General features: G+C 46.5%; 15 protein-coding genes and 1 pseudogene. 10 read left to right on the forward strand and 6 right to left on the reverse strand.

Features of this window, described 5'->3' with window-relative positions; genetic code table 11:
- Window positions 1–210: 210 nt before the first annotated feature.
- From V6C93_RS01420 to V6C93_RS01430, 3 genes are read left to right on the forward strand one after another with little or no spacing between them, the layout of a single operon-like run.
- Window positions 211–2421, forward strand: a complete 2211-nt coding sequence (locus tag V6C93_RS01420; RefSeq protein WP_333474855.1) for an ankyrin repeat domain-containing protein — start codon at window positions 211–213, stop codon at window positions 2419–2421.
- A gap of 37 nt (window positions 2422–2458) precedes the next feature.
- Window positions 2459–3916: a serine/threonine-protein kinase gene (locus V6C93_RS01425; RefSeq protein ID WP_333474856.1), complete on the forward strand. Its 1458-nt coding sequence runs from the start codon at window positions 2459–2461 to the stop codon at window positions 3914–3916.
- 44 nt (window positions 3917–3960) lie between these two features.
- Complete coding sequence (locus tag V6C93_RS01430; protein ID WP_333474857.1) at window positions 3961–4569, forward strand: Uma2 family endonuclease; 609 nt, start codon at window positions 3961–3963, stop codon at window positions 4567–4569.
- A gap of 59 nt (window positions 4570–4628) precedes the next feature.
- On the opposite strand, the gene V6C93_RS01435 is transcribed toward V6C93_RS01430, so the two are convergent.
- The 4 genes and pseudogenes from V6C93_RS01435 to V6C93_RS01450 form a co-directional block, all read right to left on the reverse strand.
- Entirely contained in the window at window positions 4629–8102 is a 3474-nt protein-coding gene (locus tag V6C93_RS01435; protein WP_333474858.1) for a GAF domain-containing protein, read from the reverse strand.
- 175 nt (window positions 8103–8277) lie between these two features.
- The gene (locus tag V6C93_RS01440) at window positions 8278–8436 is read right to left on the reverse strand and encodes a hypothetical protein (protein ID WP_333474859.1); all 159 of its coding nucleotides are present in this window, start codon (window positions 8434–8436) and stop codon (window positions 8278–8280) included.
- A 76-nt stretch (window positions 8437–8512) separates the two neighbouring features.
- Window positions 8513–8626, reverse strand: a pseudogene (locus V6C93_RS01445) (DUF4058 family protein); the annotation flags it as partial.
- Between the two features lie 42 nt (window positions 8627–8668).
- Window positions 8669–10633, reverse strand: coding sequence for an AAA-like domain-containing protein (locus V6C93_RS01450; protein WP_333474861.1), 1965 nt, complete (start codon window positions 10631–10633; stop codon window positions 8669–8671).
- Window positions 10634–11332: 699 nt separating this feature from the next.
- Between V6C93_RS01450 and V6C93_RS01455 the strand changes: the two genes are divergently transcribed.
- The 4 genes from V6C93_RS01455 (at window position 11333) to V6C93_RS01470 (ending at window position 19345) form a co-directional block, all read left to right on the forward strand.
- Entirely contained in the window at window positions 11333–12163 is an 831-nt protein-coding gene (locus V6C93_RS01455; protein WP_333474862.1) for an Npun_R2479 family HD domain-containing metalloprotein, read from the forward strand.
- Between the two features lie 385 nt (window positions 12164–12548).
- A complete protein-coding gene (locus V6C93_RS01460) occupies window positions 12549–14234 on the forward strand; it encodes an ATP-binding protein (RefSeq protein ID WP_333474863.1) in 1686 nt (561 codons plus the stop codon).
- Between the two features lie 126 nt (window positions 14235–14360).
- On the forward strand, window positions 14361–18725 hold the full coding sequence (locus V6C93_RS01465; RefSeq protein ID WP_333474864.1) for a PAS domain S-box protein: 4365 nt from the start codon (window positions 14361–14363) through the stop codon (window positions 18723–18725).
- Between the two features lie 236 nt (window positions 18726–18961).
- Complete coding sequence (locus V6C93_RS01470; RefSeq protein WP_333474865.1) at window positions 18962–19345, forward strand: response regulator; 384 nt, start codon at window positions 18962–18964, stop codon at window positions 19343–19345.
- A 190-nt stretch (window positions 19346–19535) separates the two neighbouring features.
- Here the strand turns inward: V6C93_RS01470 and V6C93_RS01475 are convergent, their stop codons facing one another.
- A complete protein-coding gene (locus V6C93_RS01475; protein WP_015183618.1) occupies window positions 19536–19658 on the reverse strand; it encodes a photosystem II protein Y in 123 nt (40 codons plus the stop codon).
- 198 nt (window positions 19659–19856) lie between these two features.
- Window positions 19857–20411 carry a gamma carbonic anhydrase family protein gene (locus V6C93_RS01480; RefSeq protein ID WP_333474866.1) on the reverse strand — a complete coding sequence of 185 codons (555 nt, stop codon included), beginning with the start codon at window positions 20409–20411 and terminating at the stop codon, window positions 19857–19859.
- 115 nt (window positions 20412–20526) lie between these two features.
- On the opposite strand from V6C93_RS01480, the gene V6C93_RS01485 reads away from it, so the two are divergent.
- The 3 genes from V6C93_RS01485 (at window position 20527) to V6C93_RS01495 (ending at window position 24784) form a co-directional block, all read left to right on the forward strand.
- The gene (locus V6C93_RS01485; protein ID WP_333474867.1) at window positions 20527–21036 is read left to right on the forward strand and encodes a TIGR02652 family protein; all 510 of its coding nucleotides are present in this window, start codon (window positions 20527–20529) and stop codon (window positions 21034–21036) included.
- A 139-nt stretch (window positions 21037–21175) separates the two neighbouring features.
- Complete coding sequence (locus V6C93_RS01490) at window positions 21176–21616, forward strand: VOC family protein (protein ID WP_333474868.1); 441 nt, start codon at window positions 21176–21178, stop codon at window positions 21614–21616.
- Window positions 21617–21961: 345 nt separating this feature from the next.
- The gene (locus V6C93_RS01495; protein ID WP_333474869.1) at window positions 21962–24784 is read left to right on the forward strand and encodes a pitrilysin family protein; all 2823 of its coding nucleotides are present in this window, start codon (window positions 21962–21964) and stop codon (window positions 24782–24784) included.
- Window positions 24785–25046: the final 262 nt, after the last annotated feature.

Consider the following 25046-nt stretch of genomic DNA (forward strand, 5'->3'; position numbering starts at 1 on the left):
TCGAGGGATACTTATAAACGCTTCAACATTAATAAACAACGCTTTAAAGTTTCCCAGGTTGGCTTCAACGTTACTTATAAATGCTGCAACATTTCCCAGAAACATTGTTCATTGGGCTTTAAACTTCTTGCATAAATAGCCTAGAAAAAGGCGATAACTACTACAGCTAGATATACAGATCAGGGTACAACCTCAAGCAGGGAAGGCTCTATGGAACTGCTGCACGAACCGGGAGAGATGATTGCCCAACGATATCGCATTGTAGACCGTTTAGGGGCGGGTGGCAGTGGGACGACCTACCTTGCCGAGGACTCACAAAACAGTCAGCCAGTAGCGCTGAAAGCGTTGTCACTGCGCTACATAAGGGACTGGAAGCCGATAGAACTCTTTGAACGAGAAACCCGTGTCCTGGCTCAACTTAATCATCCCGGTATTCCGCGTTACCTGAACCACTTCCATACAGACACACCTCAAGACCGTACTTTCTACATTGTCCAACAACTGGCTCCGGGGAAATCATTAGCCGCATGGGTAGAGAATGGCTGGCGTACCAATGAACGGGACGTTCAACAGATAGCGATGCAAATTTTGGAAATTCTTGTCTATTTGCACTCGCTTGACCCCCCTGTCATCCACCGGGATATTAAACCACAAAATATTATTCGCCAAGAAGATGGACAGGTATTCTTGGTTGATTTTGGTGCAGTGCAGGATACCTATTACAGCACCTTTATGCGAAGCAGTACAGTCGTCGGCACCTACGGCTACATGGCTCCCGAACAGTTCCGGGGACAAGCAGTTCCGGCAACAGATTTATACGGTTTAGGGGCAACATTACTGTTCCTGCTGACACATCGCTCACCCGCTGATTTACCAACTCATGAGCTGAAAATTGATTTCCGTTCCCGCGTACAGATTTCTGAGCATTTTGCCAACTGGTTGGAGAAGATGCTGGAACCAGATGTGGACGATAGGTTTTCGTCGGCAAAAGAAGCTCTGGCAGCGCTGCGCGATAGGCGGATGATTACAACTCGAAGACATTCATCGGTAAGGTGGAGAGCGATCGTCGGCGTGGGAATTGCTGCTGTTGCTGCCGTTACTGTAGCGAATTACTTCAAAGACCGCCTATTAATCTCTCTTGGAGCCATACCAACAGGAGTATACGAGTCAGTCGAACAGGGAGACGTTGAGGCGGTTAGGTATTATCTCAATCAAGGGATTGATGTTCGTTTCAAAGGTCTGTTTGGTCTGTATCAGCAGCAAACCTTACTACACTGGGCGGGTTCAAAAGAGGTGGCCGAGATGCTGTTTGCCCGTGGAGCAGATGTTAATGCCAGAGACGAATCGAAGCGTACTCCGCTGTATACCGCTGCCTCCAAGGAGGTAGCAGAAGTCCTAATTGCTCATGGGGCATCTGTTAATGTCAAGGATAGCTGGGGTCAAACTCCGCTACATACAGCCTCTTCCAGGGAAGTAGCAGAAGTCCTGATTGCTCGTGGGGCAGATGTTCGCGCTAAAGACAACCAGGGTCGCACTCCACTACATACAGCCTCTACTGGGGAAGTAGCAGAAGTCCTGATTGCTCATGGGGCAGATATCCACGCTAAAGACACCCAGGGTCGTACTCCACTACATACAGCCTCTACTGAGGAAGTAGCAGAAGTCCTGATTGCTCATGGGGCAGATATCCACGCTAAAGACAACCAGGGTCGCACTCCACTACATACAGCCTCTACTGGGGAAGTAGCAGAACTCTTGATTGCTCATGGGGCAGATATCCACGCTAAAGACACCCAGGGTCGCACTCCACTGCACACAACCTGGATGATCAGAATAGAAACAAGAGAGGCGGCACAACTGCTGCTCGACCAAGGAGCTGATGTCACAAAACTTCTACTCGCCCAAGGAGCTGATGTCAATGCTAAGGATAGCGAGGGTATAACCCTGCTCCACTTGGCCGTATCCGACCTAGCGATAAGGGGTAAAGGGTCTTATTACAAAGCTAAGGGCTTCGAGAATCAGAAGCATATCTCTGGATGGTCTGAGTGGACGGGCTTGGCAGAACTTTTAATCGCCAATGGGGCAGATGTCAATGCCAGGGATAACGAGGGTGGAACCCCGTTGCACTGGGCAAGTCGGAGTTTTAAACCTCGTTTTAAACCTCGTTTGAAATCAGCAGAGCTACTAATAGCCAAAGGGGCAGATGTTAATGCCAGGGATAACCAGGGTCGAACTCCGCTGCACCAGGTGTTGGAACAGCGAGAGGACGAGGAACACAAAATGGACTTAATCGAGTTGTTGATTGCCAAGGGCGCAGATGTCAATGCTAGAGACAAGCAGGGCTTTACTCCCCTTCGAGTAGCCAGAAATGGCTATGTAGACGCGGTTGAACTCCTCAAGCGCCACTCTGGGACAGAGTAAAGGCTAACAAAACTGACAATTTGCCAGGGGAAATACTATGGAACGACTGCACCAACCCGGAGATATTATTGCTCAACGCTACCGTATCAGAGATACTTTGGGGCTGGGAGGAACTGGGATTACCTATGCAGCAGAAGATGTACAAACGGGTCAGCCAGTAGCCCTCAAAGCGCTGTCACTTCACCAGATGGCTGACTGGAAAGTTCTAGAGTTGTTTGAACGAGAAGCTCGGATTCTCTCTGTGTTAAATCACCCAGCTATCCCTCGTTACCTAGACTACTTCCAGGTGGAGGGCGATCGCAATCGTGCTTTCTACATCGTTCAACAACTGGCTCCGGGGAAGTCCCTTGATAAGTTAGTCAGCAGTGGCTGGCATCCGGATGAAGCTCAAGTGCGGCATTTAGCGACTCAAATCTTAGAAATCTTAGTTTACTTACACGAGCTTACCCCGCCTATCATTCACCGAGATATTAAGCCACAAAACATTCTGCGGCGAGAAGATGGGCAGGTGTTCCTGGTAGATTTTGGTGCAGTGCAGGACACCTATCGCAATACCATTACCAGAGGCAGTACAGTTGTTGGAACTTACGGTTACATGGCTCCAGAACAGTTCCGGGGGCAAGCTGTTCCGGCAACGGATTTGTATGGTTTAGGAACCACGTTACTGTTCCTATTGACGGGACAATCACCGGCTGATTTGCCCCAGCGCAAGCTCAAGATTGATTTCCGCTCCCGCGTCTGTGTATCCAAACCCTTTGCGGACTGGTTGGAGAGGATGATTGAACCTGCGATCGAATATCGATTCTCCTGTGCCAAGGAAGCCTTAGCCGTGGTGCTGGGTGAACGGATGCTTCCCAGTTATTCAGTATCCACCAAACCGAAAGATAGTTCTATCACATTAACCAAGACTGAGGAGCGTTTGGTAATAGAGATTCCACCGTTATGGCTACGCAGCAATTACAGCCGCCGACTTTTTGCGTTCCGCATCCCCACCCTAGTAATGAAGGGTATCTCATTGCTGTTGTTGCTAGTTGAGTGGGTTTTCCTGCTGTTGCCATTCTGCTGGATACCACTGTTTCCGTATCTTCAATCCATTGAAGAGGTATTTGGCTATGTTTTAACTTCAGTTTACTTGCAAGTGGCTCTGGTATCCGTTGTTTATTTGGTTATGTTGTTTGTACCTTACTCTATTGGGTTGCCAATACTAAATGTTTTATCGGACGCGGTAGCTCCCATACGCATCGAGATTGACCGGAAGCATTTCCGGATAAAGCGGGGGTGGTCAATTTTTCAAAAAATGCAGATACAAGTCCCAGATATATCTCAGGTAAAACTCAGTCGTATAGGTTTGCTGCGGAATAAAAAACAGATTATAGTCGGCGGAGTAGGGCGGCGTCGGTGTAATTTTGGCTTACTTCTGAAACAGCCGGAGCAAGAGTGGCTGGTGGAGGAGATAAGGGCTTTCTTGGACAGACATCTTATCTATTATGCATAGGTATCTCGCCTGCCCTGCATGTCATAGCTTTCTGTGAGGTAACGATGGTACAAACACCCACGAATCCGGAAACTATCTCCATCGAACTACCCAGTGCGATCGCTTTGTATGTCACTCCCGAACAATTCGAGGCGCTCTCCATCGCGAATCGGGACTTACGGCTAGAACGCACACCACAAGGAGAATTAATTGTGAATCCCCCTATAGGAGGCGAATCGGGCGCACGCAATCGCAGCATCACCGGACAACTTGATCGCTGGTACGAAGAACACGAAGACTTAGGGGAAGCCTTTGACTCCTCAACTGGGTTTAGACTTCCCAATGGAGCTGACCGTTCCCCCGATGCATCCTGGGTGAGGCGAGAACGCTGGGAAGCACTTACCCCCCAACAGCGAAAAGGCTTCGTGCCGCTTTGTCCAGACTTTGTTGTCGAATTGCGTTCCGAATCAGACAGCCTCATCAAACTACAAGCCAAGATGCAGGAATACATCGACAACGCGGCGCTCTTAGGGTGGTTAATCGACCCGCAGAACCGACGGGTGGAAATTCATCGACCAGGAGTCGAGGTGGAAGTGTTAGAACATCCCACCGAGTTATCCGGTGAGGATGTACTGCCTGGGTTTGTTCTGAACTTGAGGCGAGTCTGGCGTTAAAGCAGCCAGTTTGTCGTCCCTATTCCCCATTCCCGACTCTCAACAGAAGATTGGAGATTTCACATTGATGGTGAACCAAGATTTCCTCGCAGTGTTTGCTCCTGCCGCTTCACCTCTGCCAAAAGCTCAGCATTTTGTAGAATAACGCCAGCTTGATTATTGAAGATTTGCATATATTTTTCATCACTTTCATCAAAACTGATGCAGAAGTGATCGGGTGCTTCAATTCCATTTGTTGCTGGATCATACTCAGGAAACTCACCGGGTTTCTTCTTATTCACTAATTGAGTTACACCTATCAAATCACCATCGGGGCTAAAAACGGGCATACACAACAAACTATACGTGCGGTAACCACTTTTCTGATCAGTTTTCCTCGCCGTTTCAGAATCCGGACGACCATACAAATCAAATGGAATATTCAGTGGTATGCCTGATTCTGCGACTTTACCCGCATAACCTTCTCCTATTCGCACTCGCAATTCTTTCTCCGAACCGTCTTCAAAAGGAATTTTTGTCCACAACTCACCAGCGTTGTAATTAATTAGCCATAACGTACTACGGTCAGCGTTCATCAATTTCTTTGCTGCCTCCATCACCCGTTGAAGAATTTCTTTAAGTTCCAAACTACTTTCGCTAACTGAACGGGTCGCTGCCATGAGCGCGGCTGCTACTCGCTGTGCTCTGGCTGTTTTGTGATAGGAACGGAAGCTTTCCAGAATCATTTGAATCAGAGGCGCATCTTCCGCAAACTTTTCCTCATCAGCTTTGGTAAAGCCCTGTTGGTCGATTTTTTCAGCTAAAGAAGCTGTTCGCTTATACCCCAGCTTTAATTTGTTAAGTAACTGAACAACAGCAACTAAACCACCTTGCTCATTTAATAACGGCAATGCCAACATTGTGTAAGTCCGGTAGTCATTTTTTTGGTCTTGCTCTTTAGCCGTAGCTGAGCGCGGATCGTCATAGAAATCGAAGGGAATATTGATGAGTTGCTTGCGGGATGCCACCTCACCCACAATTCCTTTATCGGCAGGAATACGAATCTCTAAAGAGCGTTCTCCTTCATCCTCTTCCTCCGCTAGAATCGACCATAATTCATTTTTTTCTTCATCTAATAGGAAAATTGTTGTCCGATCTGCTCTCAGCGCTCTCCCCATTCTTATGGTCATCGATCGCAAGGTCGCATCGAGAACGTCATCAAATCCCTCGTTTTCCATGACTCTACTGAGCATAGCCAGGGTTTGACTGACCACATTTTCTTTATGAGTTGCGGCCTCTTCCTTCACTCTCTCAAACTTCTTCGCATTTTGGAGTGCAACACCCGCTTGAGCGTTGAAGATTTCCATGTATTTCTGACTATTGGCATCGAAGCTTGCCTTAAAGCATTCTGGCGCTTGAGGCCAATCAGCAGGGTTGTATTCAGGAAACTCACCTAGTTTCTTTTTATTCACTAATTGAGTAACACCGAGTAGTTCACCATCAGGACTAAAAACTGGCATACACAGTAAGCTACAAGTGCGATAACCTGTCTGTTGATCAGTTTTCTTTGCCGTCCCACAATCGGGGTGCTCGTAAAGATCGAAGGAAATATTTAGCGGTTCACCCGTTGCTGCAACTTTACCAGCGTAACCTTGCCCAACCTGTATGCGCAGTTCTCTAACCGAACCATCTCCAAAAGGTATTTTTGTCCACAACTCATTGGTCTCTCTATCTAAAAGCCATAGCGTACTACGGTCAGCATTCATGAGTTTTTTGGCGGCATCCATCACTCGTTCCAGGATTTCATCTGAATCCAAGCTTTCTGAGAGATAGCGTGTTGCTGTGGTGAGTGCTTCTGCGGCGTGTAGCTTTTGGGTAAGCTTATAACAATCTTGACATCGTTCTAAAACGCGTCGGATTGAAGGAGCATAATCCTCAAACTGTTTTTGATCGGCGCAGGTGAATCCTTGTTTATCAATTCTTTCTGACAGAGGAGCGGCAGGATTATTGATAGGCTTGAGTTTGTTTAGTAACTGAACAGCTGCTACTAAATCTCCCTGCTCATTTAAAATGGGTAAAAGCAATTCATTGTAATTATGGTAACCATTTACTCTACATTGCTTATCATCACCACTATCTGTATCTTCACGAAAATTAAATGGTGTACTCACCAATTTTTTGAAATTTGTGACGCGTCCTTCTGTCTCTTTGCTGGCTAGAATTTCAATTTCCGGATATCGACTACTACCATCCCTAGCAATAATTGACCATAGTTCTTTTTGGTCTTCATCAACAAATAAAATGGTTGTGCGATCTACACTGACTAATTCGCAGATTTTAACAGTAATGGAACCTAAAATGTCATGAAGGAGTTCATCAAAGCCTTTTCCCTTCATCATACTGAGCATCGACAATAATCGTTGTTCTTGCTTGGTGACTAGCTGTATAAATTCCGCATGTAAGTCTACCAACGCTTTTTTCACCAAGCTGAGATTAAATACAGAGGCGTAAATACGATTACAAACTCTTAATTTCCCTTCTCGCTTGACGACTAACCCGGACAGCCGCAATTCCAAGTGTTCGGGACTACCAGTAGCTGCTATTTCACCGTGTTCCAAAATTTGTTGATACAGATCGAGTAGCCCACGGCTACGCTGCCCAATTCGCAGCAGGCGATCGCGTATGGTCTTAAGATGGGGGGGTTCATCCATCGCTTCCCAGTTATCAACAATCTGCGATCGCACTAAATTTTCTACCCACAGTTCCTCGCCTCCGACTGGAATAGGAGATTCCGAGGTAAAAATGAAGTGACAGAGTTTTTGCGTGAGAAACGGTTGTCCTCCTGTCCAATCTAGTACGGCTTTCAGCACGGCTTGAGGATTGTTAGATTTGAGAGCCAATCCTTCAGCTAAAGGCTGTGCTTCTTCTAATTCAAAACCCTGCAATTCAATCGCTCGACCCAAATTAAACGGGGTGCGAATTTTGTTTTGAATCAAATCTGATGGGGTGGCGACTCCTAACAGGGCAAAAGTGAGTTGCTCGTACTCAATGCAAGCACGGATAAAGGCAAAAAAATCATCTGTTTTAAAATTTAAGCTAAGCGTATTATCAATTTCGTCTATAAAAATGACGATTTTTTGGTTGACAGAAGGCAACAGTACCTGCTCGATAAACTCACTTAGACGTTGTACTGGAGGCAGGTATTCGCGATCGCGCAACCAAGTGCGATCATTAATCTTGTCCGATAAATTAAATCCTCTCACCAGACTTCTAATCACCCCGTTGTACCACTTATCGGGAGTGATATCCTGGCTACCAATTTTTGTTAAGTCAATCGCCGCACAAGCAAATCCTTCCGCTTGCAGTTTGTGCATGGTTCGTACCCGCAAGCTGGTTTTCCCCATCTGCCGAGAATTGAGGACGTAACAAAACTCTCCAGCCTTTAACCCTTCATAAAGCTCAAAATCTGCCTGACGCACAACATAGCTAGGAGCTTCCAGCGGTAAATGCCCTCCAACTTTGTAGTGATAATCTCGATTTGGCCCTTTACTCATGGTGCGTCTGTGCGTCGAAAATACGGTATTCCCAGTCATGGATGCTATCCCCCTTGTTTAATTTTTGCCGTAAGTTAGTTTTGGTTTGAGGTGAGTTCTAGCCAGATAGCTTGTTGGTAGCAGCACCATCAGCCACTTGACCAAGCCCAACTTTAGTCATGGCTGCCACTAACATCTAGACAACGGTTACACCAACGACCTCAGACCAAAATAAGCTGGTGAGCAAGCGCAAAACTGCCCCAATCGTCCAGCCGACAGCCAGTGTGATCGCGCAACTCCCTGTACTTGCCAACATCCATCGCCAAGCTTGGGAGAGATCCTGTTGTAAATACACCCATGTTCCTACTCCTATCAAAGCGCCAATTCCCGCTCTCTGCAAAATTCCCTGGCTAGTCTCAACGGAGAGCCAAACGAATCGAGGGCGCTATAGCAATGGCGATCGCAGTAATTAACCGATGATGTACCTCAGACCACAATTCAGGATTTTCTAAGTAAGGGTCTAGTCCTGGAAATGGAGAAGGCATTTCATTTACTCCTAATGTCCAAAATGTGATGAAGCAATTTTTTTAGGTTGCCCCTGAGGGATTGTCTTCTGCTGTTGGAGAAGCTTTGCGAACAGCATCACCCAAAAGGCGATCGCGAAAATATTGACGATACAAATCAAATCGGGGCGTGACATAGTTACCCTGCAACTGCACCAAACCCAGACTGTGTAACTTAAACGCCAGCACAGACTCTAATTCCACAGGTTCATGAGTCGTCACCACTTTAGTAAAAGCGACGGCTAAATCCGGATTCTGCTGGAGATGCCACAAGTGTCGGCGCAGATGATCACCATAAAGCCCCGCTTCGGTGGGCGCTATAGTTAACAATTGATCGAGGGTAAGCTGTCCCGTCGCCATGTGGTAAAGTGCCACCCTGACTAAATAAGGATGTCCACCTACAATAGACATCAGTTGCCCAACCTGAGCTAAAGTCCAGTTTAAGCCGTGTCGCTGGGTCAAATCTTGCACCTGTTCACGGGTAAATTCCGGTAACTCAATGGGTAAGCCGACATTAAAGGGCGACTGATTCACGTTTAAAGGAACATAAACTTCCGTCGAATGTACAACTACCAACCGAAGTTTTTCCCACAAATTGCTGTCTCCATACCCAGCTTCTTCATACCAAGCTCGCAGTAGGCCAAAAAAATCATCAGCAATGGTTGGGTATTGAAAGACGCGATCGACTTCATCTAAACCTAATACCAGCGGACTATCGCTATCTGATAAGAGAACATCTTGAAAATAATCTGTACAATTATCTTTACTTCCAAAAGTCTCCGTCCAATAATCCTCAACTTTATGAGGTAAGCGAAGCTTCCGAGTAATCCGGGCACAGAACCACTGTAAAAGTTGGTTCAAACTGCTAAAGACTTCCGCATCAGCATGTTGAAAGGACAGCGGGACTGTGCGATATCCTTGCTCTTTGGCATGATATAAAATTCTAGCCATCAAAGACGTTTTGCCCATCTGTCTAGGTGCTTTAATCCGAATTAAAGCCCCTGGGTGTAAAATTTCCTTATAACAGAGAGCTTCATGAGGAACTCGCTCTACATAAAAAGCAGAGGCGAGACGTACTTGACCACTAGGCAATTCTGGCTCAGCGACGGGGAGCGGTGGACTATCAAGAGCAACCGATGAAGAGGTTAGAGCCATCGAGGCTGATGGTGTTACATTCTCTCTATCGCCAAATTTTCCCTCCTCACTAAAGCTCTGGTTCCATTCTCCCCTCTTCCCGAAAGCTCCGGTTCCACTTTCCCCATCTGCCAACAAATTCAGGATTTCTTGAATCAAGGTAGGAGTATCAGCAGACGATTTCCATTCACACTGTCCAATACCCTGAAGGTAGTTGCGTAGATCATGATTCAATGGCGCACTGAGGGAACAATTAACCCGAATCGCTAACACAACAGGCTTGTGATTTTTACGGGAACCACACAATTCCTTAACCCGCCGCAACTTTTCGATCGCCATTTCACTAACTGCTGCTTGGGGAGACAACAGCAGTAAGAAGTAGTCACATAGCTGCAACTCTGCATCGATTTGAGCAATCCAGTCTTCTCCCAGAGTTGGGATTTCTCTACTCATTGACCCGACAGTTGCTCTAAACGTTTGGTGTTTAGCAGCCTTTAATGCTTCACCCAATTGCAACGCAAGTGTCAAATCTGGCTCTTGCGCCCAATGTGAGATAAATACTCTTTGTTTCGTCTCTAGTACCTTGTCCTGTGATAGTTGTTGCTTGATGGCTCGCTCTAACGCTCCTTTAAATCTATTCTTATTAACTCTTTCCTCTAACACATTCGACAGCTTCTGCCAAAACTTATAACCAACATATCTTTCTACATACTCAGGGTTATGAGGATGAATTTCCTCATAAGTTTTCCCTTCATAAGATCCAAGAAATACTTTTCTCTCTAAATCATTCAAGTGTCTGCCTAGTTTGGCATAAACTAATTGCTCGACAAATTCTAATGCATCTTCAGCTTTCATGGTTTTTCAGAAATATAGTCATTCTTTTAAGCTATGATCGAAAATTTTATTCTTTTAATTGCTTTTTATAAAAGCTAAGCTATTAAAATCAAGGTTTTAAATCATATCTATATTGAGATATAGATCGCTCAATTTGTTGACCTCGATCACAAGAGAGATAGATCGCTCGACTGGTTGACCTCGATCACAAATATTATAAAAGCCTGATTGTTAAGATCAGTTCGAGGACGTACTAATTTGACCAATAGGGTACGACCTGAGAATCATTTTGACTCACTGCTGCTCTCCTGTACTTTACTCTTAGTAGTAATTTTTTGATTTCTGGATAAAAACCTTTTGCCAGAATTATAGTACTCCATCTTGGAATAAAACTAGGTAATGTTGCTCAACTTTGAGCATTTCCAAATAATCCGATGTTTTTTTATGAGGTTTCATGAGGTTTAATGAGTTTTTGACTGAGCAAGCTTTTCGCTTCTTGCATTTTTAAATAAACACTTAGACAAAGTTATGAGTTTTTTTGATTCCTTGCTACTAACATTTTAGCCATAATGATGAAATATACAAAGAATTGGATTGATTGTTTTGAAGCTTACAACCTAAGTCAAACATAAACTCCAGCCCATCACCCGATAATTCAAGTGCCCGTTTTGGTTAAGTTAACTCACCAACTTAGCTTAAATTTTTGCAGAGGATACCAAAATGTTTAATCCTACAGAAGTGCTAATCAATAGCTGTGTTAAACGCCTGCAAGCGGGTTACCGCCAAACTTATGGCAGCCACAAACCCGATTACGCCGATATTCTGGGTTGGGCTGCAAACATGGCTCTAGAAATCATTGCCAATAGCGATGCTCTTTATCACAACGTCGAGCACACTATCTTAGTGAGTTTAGTAGGTCAGGAAATCCTAAGGGGTAAACATCTTCGCCAAGGGGGAGTTTCTTGTGAAGACTGGTTGCATTTCATCATTTCCTTGCTATGTCATGACATTGGTTATGTCAAGGGAGTCTGTCAAGAAGATAGAGAAGACGAAAGTTTGTATGCTACTGGCCTAGAAGACATCATGATCTTGCTGCCTTTCGGTTCCACAGATGCCAGTTTGACTCCGTTCCATGTTGATCGTGGAAAGCTTTTTATTAGGGAACGCTTTGGCCTCCACAATTTGATTGATGCCCAATCTATCAAGCAAAATATTGAATTGACTCGTTTCCCAGTGCCAACAGACAGAGAGCATTCCGATACTGTTAACTATCCAGGTTTAGTCAGAGCTGCCGATCTGATAGGTCAGCTCAGCGATCCACGCTACTTGCAAAAACTCCCTGCTTTATTCTACGAGTTTGAAGAAACTGGCGTGAACAAGTCTTTGGGTTACCGCACTCCTGGCGATCTAAGGAAGAACTATCCCAACTTTTATTGGAAGGGTGTGTATCCGTACATTCAGCCAGCATTGCGACACTTAGAGATAACGCAAGAGGGAAAGCAGATTCTTGCCAATCTCTACGCTAATGTGTTTCGGGTCGAACACGAATAAGAGTTAAACACAGAGTTAAATGGTCTAGGGAAAAGGCAATCATCCTAATCGGCTAAGGTGCGTTAGCGAAAGCGGAACGCGCCATTCTCGTAAAGGCGATCGCATCACACCAGGCTTGGCAAATCTGGTCTAGTTCCGAAGTTCCTCCACTGGCAGGAGAACTTCGGCTTTGTGATGCAATTTCAATATCCTCTTGGTGCTTAAAGCCTAGATTGAGTTACCTCTTACATATAAATCTACAGAAAGCTATCCGTCATACTGTAATACAGTTTGCATAATCTTTACAGTTAGTCAGGCTGTGTTCAAACGCTTGTAAAAATTAATTTTATAACACTGAAAATTTAAAAATTTATGATTAATTAAATCTTATGTAAACATGCTGCACATGACGAATAACAACATCAATCACAAAACTGAGACTAGGAAAGCTTCTTATTCAGGTGACGTATCACCCACTCAAGCCAATCCATTTGCCTCAGATGTCAGTCACGAACTCCGCACGCCGTTGACCTCGATTCGAGGTGCATTGGGACTTTTGCGCGGTGGACTACTAGACCCGAAATCTGACCAAGGTAAACGCCTGTTAGAAATAGCCATCAATAATACAGACCGCTTGGTACGCTTCACCAACGCACTTGAGGCGACAACTCATGTCTTGGAACAAGCAGCAACCACTCAAGACGCTATCTCCAAAATCTTACAAGCCCTCTGTGAGAGTTTGGGATGGCAACTCGGTCAATTTTGGAGCATAGAGGAGGTAGGGGAGCAAGGAGGGGCGACTTTACTGTGTTGCCTTGACACTTGGCAAGTCGAGTCCATCTCAATTGCAGGATTTCATGAAATCTCTAAGCAGATGACCTTTGCACCGGGAATTGGTTTACCGGGTCGGATTTGGGCTAGTGGCACTCCCCAGTGGATTTCTGATGTCCTTGAGGATGATCTGTTCCTGCAAGCTACGATTGCCTCTGGCACCGCCCCTTGGGCGATCGCAGAAAAAGAGGGTTTACACGCTGCCTTTGGTTTCCCGGTTACTAGCGATCGCGAAATTCTCGGTGTGATCACCTTGTTCAACCAAGAAATTCATCCGCTCGATAAAGATTTGCTCAAAATGATGACGGCGATTGGCAGCCATATCGGTCAGTTTATCGAACGCAAACGAGCACAAGAAGCTTTGGAGCGATCGGAAGCTCAGTTGAGAGAACAAACCTTCCAGCTCCAGCAAGCCTTGCAAGAGTTGAAACAGACCCAAGCTCAACTGGTACAAAGTGAAAAAATGTCTGCTCTCGGACAAATGGTTGCGGGTGTTGCTCATGAAATTAACAACCCCATCAACTTTATTCATGCCAATATTAACTATGCTCATCAATATATTCAGGACATGCTGCACTTACTAAACCTCTATACTAAAAATTATCCAAATCCTCAGCCAGAAATTCAATTTGAACTCAAAAATCTAGATTTAGATTTTATCGCATCAGATTTGCCTAAAATCCTGTCATCAATGAAATATGGCTCTGAACGCATCCGCAATATTGTTTTGTCTCTACGTAACTTTTCTCGTCTTGACGAAGCCGAAAAAAAGCAGGTAAATATTCACGAAGGAATTGATAATACTCTTTTGATTTTGCAAAATAAGCTAGAATTTCAAAGGGACAGACCTGCTATTAAAATCATCAAAAAATATGGTTGTATTCCCCCAGTTGAGTGTTATGCAGGACAGCTAAATCAAGTATTTATGAATATCCTTAATAATGCAATTGAAGCGATAGATGAAGTAAGGGGAAAGCGTCTTGCCAAAAATTTTGCATTCTCTCCGCAAATTTGTATTTGTACTGAATTTATAGAACCGAATCAGGTGTTGATTCGGATTAGTGACAACGGAGCAGGCATGACAGAAAACGAACAAAGACAAATATTCGATCCATTTTTTACAACTAAACCAGTAGGGAAAGGGACAGGCTTAGGGTTAGCAATTTGCTACCAAATTGTAGTTGAAAAGCACAAAGGGATGTTGAAATGTAAATCTGAGATAGGGCGAGGGACAGAGTTTCGGATTCAGATTCCCGTATAAGAGAATTCTCAATAAAAAATATCAAGTCACCTATTATGATGCAGCAAGAAAGCTAACTATCAAGGTATAAACAAGAGTCAAAGATGTCTCTATTTAACTAGGTAAGTCCTATTATTAAACTGCTACATGACGGATACTAGCGATTCCTCTCACGGCGATAACTTCACGGCCCGCCAAACCCCGGAAACACCGTTGTCATTTACTGAACAACAATACCGAACCCTAGCTCAAAACTTTCCCAACGGGGCAATACTCTTATTTGACCGTAACTTCCGCTATACCCTGGCAGAGGGTGCTGGATTAGCAACAGTTGGTCTTTCTAATGAGTTATTGCAAGGAAAGACTCTTTGGGAGTCTTTCCCGCCACAAACTAGTGAAATTCTGGAACCCCTTTATCGAAAAGCACGGCTTGGTGAAGCAAGTACCTGTGAAATTCCCTATGCCGATCGCATTTACCTCGCACACACAGTTCCCGTGAAAAACGAACAAGGGGAAATCGTCGGTGGCATGACTTCAATCCAGGATATTACCTCTCGCAAGCAGGCAGAAGAAGAACTTTGTCAACTCAAAGACGAGTTGGAAGTGAGAGTGCAACAGCGTACTGCTGAATTAATTCAGGCTAACGAGCAATTGCAGCAGGAGATTGCCGTCCGAAAAGCAGCAGAGATGGGATTGTACGAAAGCCAAGTGTCCCTAAAGCTCATTAACATCATATCAACCGGAATCACCACCGGAATGCAGCCGTTGCAAGTCATTGAACGCGTACTAACACAGCTGAGCCAACATTTTAAAAATTTGCGCGTTGCTTATTCTACCCTTGACGAGCAAGGGATTTTGAGAGTGATTCAGGCGATCGCTCCACCCGAGATGCAATCGTTGCAAGGGTTTGTCGCCGATTTAAAGGCTGCACCCGACTATCTGAGTGCCTTGCGTCGAAACCAGCCACAAATCATGGCAGATATTTTAGCTGACATCAAGCTAGCTCCCCTTGCTAGTGTGTGGGTTGCTAGAGGTACCAAAGCGTTGCTAAAAGTACCGCTGCATCACGATACAAACGGATTAGTTGGCTTAGTGTGCTTTGACTCACCAGAACCTCGTCAATGGAGTCCTTATGAGGTTGCCACTTTGATAGAAGTGGCTGACTACTTATCCGTTATCCTCAAAGAGGCTCAATCGCAACAAGAGCGAACTAAGGCAGAAACAGCATTGCGAGAGAGTGAAGAACGCTATCGCTTGTTAGTGGAACTTTCTCCGGAAACTATCCTTGTCCAAAGCAAAGGGACAATTGCTTACATCAATCCCGCAGGAGTTAAACTCTTGGGGGCAACGGCAAGTGAAGAACTCATCGGCACACCCCTGTTAGACAGAATTCATCCCGTTAACCGCCAATTGGTGCAACAGCGAATTCAGCAAGTTCAGGCAGAAGGGCAGCAGGCGTCCCTAGCAGAAATTCGCATGGTGCGTGTTGATGGGCAAATGATTGATGTGGAGTCCATCGTCGTCGGGATTGTCTACGAAGGCAAACCAGCGGTGCAAATCTTAATACGGGACATTACTGATCGCAAACAAGCGCAGGCAGACTTACAAGCCCAAGCTCAACTGCTGGATTTGGCTCACGACACCATTATGGTACGCGACTTGAGCGATCGCATTATTTTTTGGAACCAAGGGGCCGTGAAAATGTATGGCTATTCGTGGGCGCAAGCCGTCGGCCAAAATGTCCGCACCTTGCTGCAATCTCAATTCCCCCAACCGATCGAGGATATCGAAGCCGAACTGTTACGCTCTGGGCGCTGGGAAGGGGAACTCCTGCACACCAGGGCGGATGGCTATCGCCTGATAGTAGCCAGTCGTTGGGCATTACAGCGAGACGAGTACGGTATCCCCGTCAAAATTTTAGAAATTAACAACGACATCACCGAACGCAAGAAAGCAGAACAAGAACTGCAACAGAGCGAAACCATGCTACGGTCTTTTTGCGAAGTCACAGCAGCGGGGCAACTCTACTTGAACCAATGCTTCCAAAAGATGTTAGCGATTGGTTGTCAGCACTTTGGTCTAGATTTTGGCTTTTTAGCTCATGTGGAGGGTAATCGCTACGAGATTATCGCCGTCCAGACGCCAGACAACTCCGTTGCTGTTGGTGCTGTTTTTGATGTCAGGCAGTCGTATTGCCTGGAGGGATTGCGGATGTCAGAACCGCTTTGCATTGAGCACGCCAGTGCGTCCGAGTGGTGTCATCATCCAGGTTATGCCAGGTTCCAGATGGAAACCTACATTGGGATGCGAGTGGTGGTGAATAATAGCGTCTACGGTGTGCTCTGTTTTTGTAGCCATATTCCTTCACGCAAGCCGTTCAACGCGGTGGACAAAGAGTTGTTGAAGCTGATGGCACAGTGGATTGGCAATGAAATAGAGCGTTACTCAGCCACTGAGGCACTAGAACAGCTACGCCATCAAAACGAGTTAATTCTAAATTCAGCCGGAGAAGGCATCTGTGGGGTAGACGCGCAAGGCAACATCACCTTTGTCAATCCCGCCGCCGCAAAAATGCTGGGCTATAAGGTAGAAGAACTGATGAACCAGCCCATCTCTGCTCGGTTGTGCCATAGGGAAGATGGTACTCCCTGTAACCTGGAAGAGACGTTGCTTGATGCCGTACTCAAAGAGGGACAAGTTCAACACTTCAAAGATCAGGTATTTTGGCGCAAAGATGGTTCAAGTTTCCCCGTTGAATGCATTGCCACTCCCATGACAGAACGAGGAGAGGGAGAGCGGCAAAGAGTGAATGGTGCAGATGGGCAGATGGGCAGATGGGCAGAGGCGGAGAATTCTTCAACTCCAATTCAGAATTATCAACAACGCTTCATCCATTCTCCTATTGTGGGTGCGGTGATCACCTTCAGAGACATTACCGAACGCCTTGCCATTGAGCGGATGAAAGATGAATTCATCTCGGTCGTCAGTCACGAATTGCGGACGCCATTGACAGCTATTCGGGGATCGCTGGGTTTGGTAGCAGGAGGACTGTTAACCACCCAACCACAAAAGGCACAACGGATGCTGGAAATTGCAGCCGGGAATACCGACCGTCTAACTAGGCTGATTAACGACATCCTGGATATTGAGCGCATCGAGTCGGGCAAAATCCAAATGGAGAAAGAGGTTTGTAACGTCCATGACCTGATGGTGCAGACTGTAGAGGATATGCAATCAATGGCCCAGAAGGAAGGAGTTACTCTCGCTGTTTCTCCGATAGAGGCTCAAATACAAGTTGATCGCGATCGCATTATTCAAGTATTCACCAATCTGATTAGTAACGCGATCAAATTTTCGCCTGCGAATACAACTGTTGAGATCGTTGCTGAACTTCAAGGGGCAGAAGAGATTTGGAGTGAGGAGCGATTTAACTCTACGTTGTCTTGTAGCCCAGTACCCCTGGCTGCCAAATCAAAACAGATACTCTTTAAAGTCAGCGATCGCGGGCGGGGCATTCCATCCGATAATCTCGAAACCATCTTTGGGCGATTTCAACAGGTCAACGCTTCAGATTCTCGCGATAAAGGCGGCACAGGTTTGGGTTTAGCCATTTGCCGCAGCATTGTGCAGCAACATGAGGGTTCCATTTGGGTTGAGAGTAAGTTGGGTGAGGGTAGTACGTTCTGTTTCACTCTGCCAGTTTTGAGCAAGAGCAGGGAAGTGGAGGAGAACATATCCTCTCCATCCTCACTGTCTCCCCTAGTCTTGCTGTGCGATGACGATACTTCAATGCATGGGGTAATAAAACAAGTGCTGGAAAGCCGGGGCTACCGAGTTGTGACTGTAGCTTCAGGGGAGGAAGCGATCTCGCAGGCGACGCTGTTGCAACCCTCCGTGATTCTGCTGGATTTACTCATGCCCTGTATGAATGGCTGGGAGACAATGGCACTACTCAAAGAACAGCCTGATACAAAAAATATTCCCATTATCATTTTCAGTGCTTGGGTATCGGAGGAGGATAAATCTTGCCATCCAGAAGTCGCTAACTGGCTATCCAAACCCCCGACGATGGAAACCCTATTTGAAACCATTAAGCAATCGTTAAAGCAGCGAGCTCAGGTAGCTCGTGTTTTGGTGGTGGAAGACGACCTAGATTTAGCGCGGGTTCTGACGACCATGTTTGAGCATCATGGGATTGAAGCTTATCACGCCACGTCTGGGCTAGAGGCGATTCACATGAGTCAGCATGTGCTTCCCGATTTATTGTTATTGGATTTAGTGCTGCCTGAGGTCGATGGCTATGCAGTAGTGGAATGGCTGCGGCTGTATGACTATTTGCACGAGGTACCACTGGTGGTATATTCGGCACAGGAGCTGACGAAGGCAGAGCGCGATCGCTTGGCGTTAGGGCCAACGGAGTTTTTCACCAAAGGCCGAATTACCCCTGAACACTTTGAGCAGCGCGTGATTGCTTTACTAAACCGAATCGTGACTCAACCTGAGCGCGATTAATGAGTAAGACGGCGGCAGTAAGAGAGCAAGTTGCATTCAAACGGATCACTCTCTCTTCCTCTCACCTCAGCGTCCTAGCTAGGGTGACTTTGTGGTTTGTTAAATTCTACGTTAGGCTGCAACTCAGTATGATGTCCTAACCATAGGCATAAACTATGGTAATCCTAGGAAAACCCCAAAAGCTTCCCTCTGCCTAATTGCTAACAGCTCATAGCTACGTGACAACAAAATCAATAATGACAACAAAGCGAATTCTAGTCATCGATGATGAAGATGATATCCGGGAAGTCGCCCAACTTTGCCTGGAGACGGTAGGAGGATGGGAGGTAATGACGGCCGCTTGCGGCAGCGACGGTTTGGCTCAAGCTGAGACACAGCAGCCTGATGCTATTCTCCTAGACGTAATGATGCCAGGGATGGACGGCCCCACAACGTTTCACAAGCTACAGACAAATACTGCCACCCAGAATATTCCTGTAGTTTTTTTGACCGCTAAGGTACAAGCGGCTGAACAGCGCCGATTTGCTGAGTTAGGGGCAAAGGCCGTGTTGACCAAACCCTTCGATCCTCTAACCCTGGCGATTCAGGTAGCAAAGGCTCTGGGTTGGAGTTCTGTCTAGATGTCGTTCTCGACCAAGATATCTTGACCCACTTGGACTGAGCCAATGCCAATTAAAAGAATTCCCTTGAGGATAAATGGGTAAACAGTTGATCCCATCCGCCAACATCTACACTCCTCAATAATAAAGCCAGCTGTCCGTCTAGAGTCGTTGGTCAGCTGGCCTTCTTCTAGATCGTACTCAGCACGAATTAGGATTTACTGAGAAACCCCTGGACTTGTCTCAGGGCTGCTGCACCAATATTGAAGAGTGCCCAGCCAGCTGCCAGGAGGATAGGAGACAAAACTATTGCTACACGCCAATCAATGTCCATATTTTTAGTCCTTTGCCTTAACGCTTGAAGTTTTTTGAATTATTCTCATTTTTCCATTTTTAAGCAAATTGGCACAGTTTGCCAGAGGACTTCTTGAATTGAGCCAGAGAAAGAAATTGGCTTTTTGACTACAGGAGAAAGTGGGGGAGTGGGAGAAGTTCATCACTTCACCTCAGTCCACTAATGGATGCAGATGGCTTAGTGAGGCTTGGTAAACCCCACATCAGTTCCTTTCCCAGCATGTACCAGAGCGAGCTTTTCATAGCGCCGTGCATGTTCAATCAGTCCAGCGGCTTCAGCTTCAGAGACGTCGCGTAATCGCTTAGCCGGAACTCCCACAACCAGTGAGAAGGGGGGAACATCTTTACTTACCACTGCACCAGCACCCACAATACTACCTGTACCCACACGCACACCATCAAGTACGATGGCACCAATGCCAATTAGGCTACCGCGTTCAATGTAAGCTGAATGAACCACGGCGCGATGACCAACCGTGACGTGGTCTTCGAGAATGGTTGGTTTGCCAGGGTCACCGTGTAAAATTGCCCCATCCTGAATATTCGTTCGCTCACCAATTTCAATGCGCTCAACATCGGCCCGTACAACGGCACCGTACCAAATGCTGACTCCAGCCGCTACTAAGACTTGACCCATAACTACCGCATTTGGGGCGATAAAGGCGGCTGGAGAGAGGTCAGGAGGCGACCAGTAAGATGTAGTTAATGAGAATTGCTGATTGAGATCGTTCACAATTTAGGGTTAATTGAATATCTTTGCGCAAAACATCTTCTGAAGGAAACAGATCCCTAGATATAATAAAGCCACAGGATTAGCACACATGGGTAAAGACGGCTATAGGTATGTAATGATCAATTCAAGCTTGCAGTACCCCATCTTTGGTTCAGAGATTCAATGTCCTCACTGCCGTCAGATGATTCCGGCATTGACCCTGACCGATACCTATCTCTGTCCGCGTCATGGTGCCTTCGAGGCAGACCCAAAAACTGGGGAATTGATTCATTTACAATCCGGGCGTCACTGGCGTCAGTGGAATGATGAGTGGTATCGGCAGCATACACATCCGGACGGGATTCGCTTTGAAATTCACGAAGCCCTAGATCGACTCTACACTCAAGGCTACCGAGCAACGCGGGTAATTATTGCCAGTCGTTATAGGGAGTTAGTGAGTGCTTACTTGGAGCGTAGCACACCCTGGCGATCGCCTTCGGAACCAGCAAAACCCAGGCTTTATGGCTTACCCGTAGAATTTAGCCCCGATCCGCAAGAGGAACCTTGCTGGGAAGTCATCAATTTTGATTTGGAAAAAGAGCCAGGGATACCCGTGCGTTATCCTTACTTCCGAATCTTTGAGTAGGCATAATCTGAAAGGGACTGGATTGAAGGTTGAAAGGTTGAACATCATAACCTGGATTCTTGCTAATCGGCTACTTTGTCCACAGGGCTAACCTTCTCACCTTCAACTTGCCAACTTTCAACTCTTTTGCCCAATCCCCATGCATCACGCCTCAATTCGTACAGCAGATATTTTTCGTGCGATCGCATTTTACGAACAGCTGGGATTTACCGTCTGTGAACGCTTCAGTGCGGGTATCACTCTCGCTTGCTGGATGGAGGGGTTAGGAGGACGAATCGAACTCATTCAAATCCCCGAACCACGCCCTGCTCCCGATGCCTTTGGGGATGAACACTATGTCGGGTATTACCATTTGTCCTTCGATCTCACCGATGCGGTAACTGACCTCCCGACTTGGTTGAGCCACTTACAAGAACGCTTTGCCGAAGCATCAAGCAGCAACCCGGAAGCGTTGCAACCCCTGAAAGTTCTTTTGGAACCGACTCAACAGATGATCGGTTCACGGGTTTACGAAGTGGCTTTTATTGCCGATAGCGATGGTCTACCGCTAGAATTTCTCCGAGTCCTGAGCGCTCAATAAGCACCATACTCGTTAAATGAGCTTGCTGCGCTGCTGGCTGTTTACCTAATGATGGAATCGGTTAGGAGTAGCCTGGAAAAGTTTGGCTAATGAAGTTGCATTATCTGCCAAGGGTTCAAACCCCTTACTCATATTTCAAGCCCACTTTAAGTGGACTCAAGATTTACTGGCCAAGGATTTCTTAGTTAAGAGGAAAGCTTGACCCTCAACGGGAACTCAGATTGTTTCTCTTGAAACTAAATACATAGAACATTATTCTTAGAGTCTCTATATCGATGTATGACCTGCTCAAAGCCAATTTCCTCAATCTCCCCTGCCCTCTTCTGAGTTGTTGAATATAAACCTATGTATTTTCGGTCTAATTTTCGTCGTCGCGGACTTCTCATTTTGCTTTTCAGCCTCTGCTTCAGTGCTGCGGTATTCACGACGAAAGCCTCTTCGGCTCCCTCCGAGGTCTTAGTCTCCCAACGTCCAAGTACCTCGCCGTCGGTTACCAGCACTGAGACCAAAACCCTTAAACTGACTCAAGATGTTCGTAAAACAGTGCTGGACAATGGTCTAACTGTTCTCACTAAGGAAGTGCATACGGCACCTGTAGTCACTGTACAGGTATGGTACAAAATTGGGTCACATAACGAAGCCCCTGGAGTGAATGGTATTGCCCATCAGTTAGAACACATGATGTTCAAAGGCACCAAAGAGCGTCCCATTCAATTTGGTCGTCTTTTCAGTGCCTTAGGCAGCGCATCCAACGCCTTCACCAGCTACGATCAGACGGCTTATTTCGGCACAGTCGAGCGAGAAAAACTGAAAGCCTTGTTGGTTCTCGAAGCAGACCGGATGCAAAACTCTCTGATTGAACCGCAGCAACTCGACAAAGAAAAGCGTGTTGTAATTTCTGAGTTGCAGGGGTACGAAAACAGCCCTAGCTACCGCCTCAACCGTGCCGTGATGCGTGCGGCCTTTCCTACCCAACCTTATGGGTTACCCGTGGGCGGTACCAAAGCAGATGTACAGAAGTTTACCGTTGACCAGGTACTGGAATACTACCGGAAGTACTACAGCCCAGACAATGCCACATTAATCATCGTGGGCGATTTCCAAACCGAACCGACCCTTGCAGCGGTTAAAGAAACATTTGGTAAGGTACAAGGAAAGCACTCAGCTGCACAGAGCGAAAAAAACCCCGCCTCTCCAATCCAAAATCCAAAATCTAAAACCCAAAATCCAATTATCCTCCGGGAAGAGGGCAGCGCGAGTTTTTTGCATGAAGTCTATCCGTTACCCGCAATCAATCATCCCGATGTACCCGCGTTGGATTTGATGGATTATGTCTTGACGGGGGGGCGGAATTCACGCCTAACCCAAGCTTTGGTGGAATCAGGCATCGCTAGCGATATGTCAGGGGGTGCTATCAACTTAATTGGAGCGGGCTGGTATGAATTATCGGCTACGGCTGCCCCTGGTCAAAAGCTAGAAAAAATTGAGCAGGTTCTCGCGTCTGAGTTGGCTAAGTTGAGAGATCAGGGCGTTGCTCAGGAAGAGCTGAATCGGGCAAAAACGCAACTCACCGCCAATGTGATTTTAGGGAACCGGGATATCACCAGCCAAGCGACGCAACTCGGCTATGACGAATTATCGGCTGGTGATTATCGCTATACAGACCGTTATCTGGCAGCCGTTCAGAAAGTTAGTGCCGCTGATGTGCAGCGCGTGGCTCAAACTTACCTTACGTCAGGGAATCGAACCGTGGGCTTTTTTGAGCCGACTCAGTTGGAGGCGAAGGCTGGTGAGGGTTCAACAGGTGCGGGTAAAACCAGCGAAAACTTCAGCGCGGGTTCCCCAGTAGACCCTGCTGAGGTGGCGAAATACCTGCCTCAAATAGACTCGTCTACCACACCGACGACTCAGGCTTTACCGGAGGAGATTCGGTTAGCCAATGGGATGCGAATCTTGCTTTTACCCGATCGCAGTACGCCAACAGTAACACTGACTGGCTATATTCGTGGTGGTACAGAGTTTGACTCCCAAGCCAAAGCGGGTTTAGCCAGTTTAACCGCAGATAATGTGATGAATGGCACGAAAACGCGAGATGCTCTGGAGATTGCCAAAGCGTTGGAAGAGCGAGGCGCGAGTTTGGGCTTCGGGGCGAACCGAGAAGGTGTGAATATTGAGGGCAACAGTTTAGCCGCTGATTTACCTATCTTGATTCAAAGCTTGGCCGATGTGGTACAAAATGCCACATTTCCCCCAGATAAGCTGGAATTGACCCGCCAACAAATGCTGACGGCTCTGAAGGTGAAATTGGATACACCATCCCAGGTGGCAATCCGAACATTCCAACAGACCGTTTATCCTAAGAATCACCCCTTCTACGCCTTTCCAACGGAGGAGAGCTTGAAAGGCATTAGTCGTGAGGACGTGATGAATTTTTATCAGAAGCACTATCGCCCAGATACGACGGTATTGAGCTTGGTGGGTGACTTTGACCCAGCCAAAGTGCGATCGCTCCTCGAAACTCAACTCTCCTCTTGGCAAGACAGTGGACAACCTCCAGTTGCCAACTACCCAAAAGTATCCTTGCCGCAAACAAGGGTGGAACTGAACCCCGTGCTTCCTGGGAAAGCTCAGTCCATTACCTTACTGGGCTATCGAGGGATTGAACGGAAAGACCCCCGTTACTATGCCGCGTTGGTACTGAATCAGATTGTAGGGGGTGATACCTTATCGAGCCGACTGGGGACGGAAATTCGCGATCGCTTGGGTTTGACCTATGGGATTTATAGCTACTTCCAAGCAGGACTACATCAGGGGCCTTTTTTGATTCAAATGCAGACCGCTCCCGAAGATGCTCAAAAAGCGATCGCTAGCACCATTGCCCTGCTCCAGCAAATACAACAAAAGGGGGTTACTAGTAGTGAAGTCGCTGCTGCCAAACGTTCCCTTACTAGCGAATATCCCGTTGGCCTTGCCGAACCAGACAGTTTAGCACAGACGATTTTGAACAACGAGGTATATAACCTAGGTTCCTCAGAACTGCGCAATTTCGTCAGTAAAATTGAGGCGGTTACCTTAGAACAAGTCAATCAGGCGGCTAAGGAGTTACTTCATCCAGAAAACCTAGTCGTTGTAACCGCTGGCCCTCCTGTTTCAGCCTCCAATAACTAGTAAACAGTGAGCAGTGAGCAGTGAGCAGTGAGCAGTGAGCAGTGAACAGCAGGCTAAATACTTAATATCTATAGGACTATGGCAGATTGGCAAGCTGTTCATTTATTACTGCTGCGCTGCACTGGTGAGGATGATTTTGATGGGTTGTAGGGGTAGCGCTTCCTCACTCAAGCTCCGGGTGCCTACCCCCGCCATTTCTAACTAGACCTCTTGAAGACCATTCCTTTTCATCAATATCTGGGCAGGCGGGACACCTACCCCA

This window comes from Allocoleopsis sp., from assembly GCF_036703385.1.
Taxonomy (GTDB): domain Bacteria; phylum Cyanobacteriota; class Cyanobacteriia; order Cyanobacteriales; family Coleofasciculaceae; genus Allocoleopsis.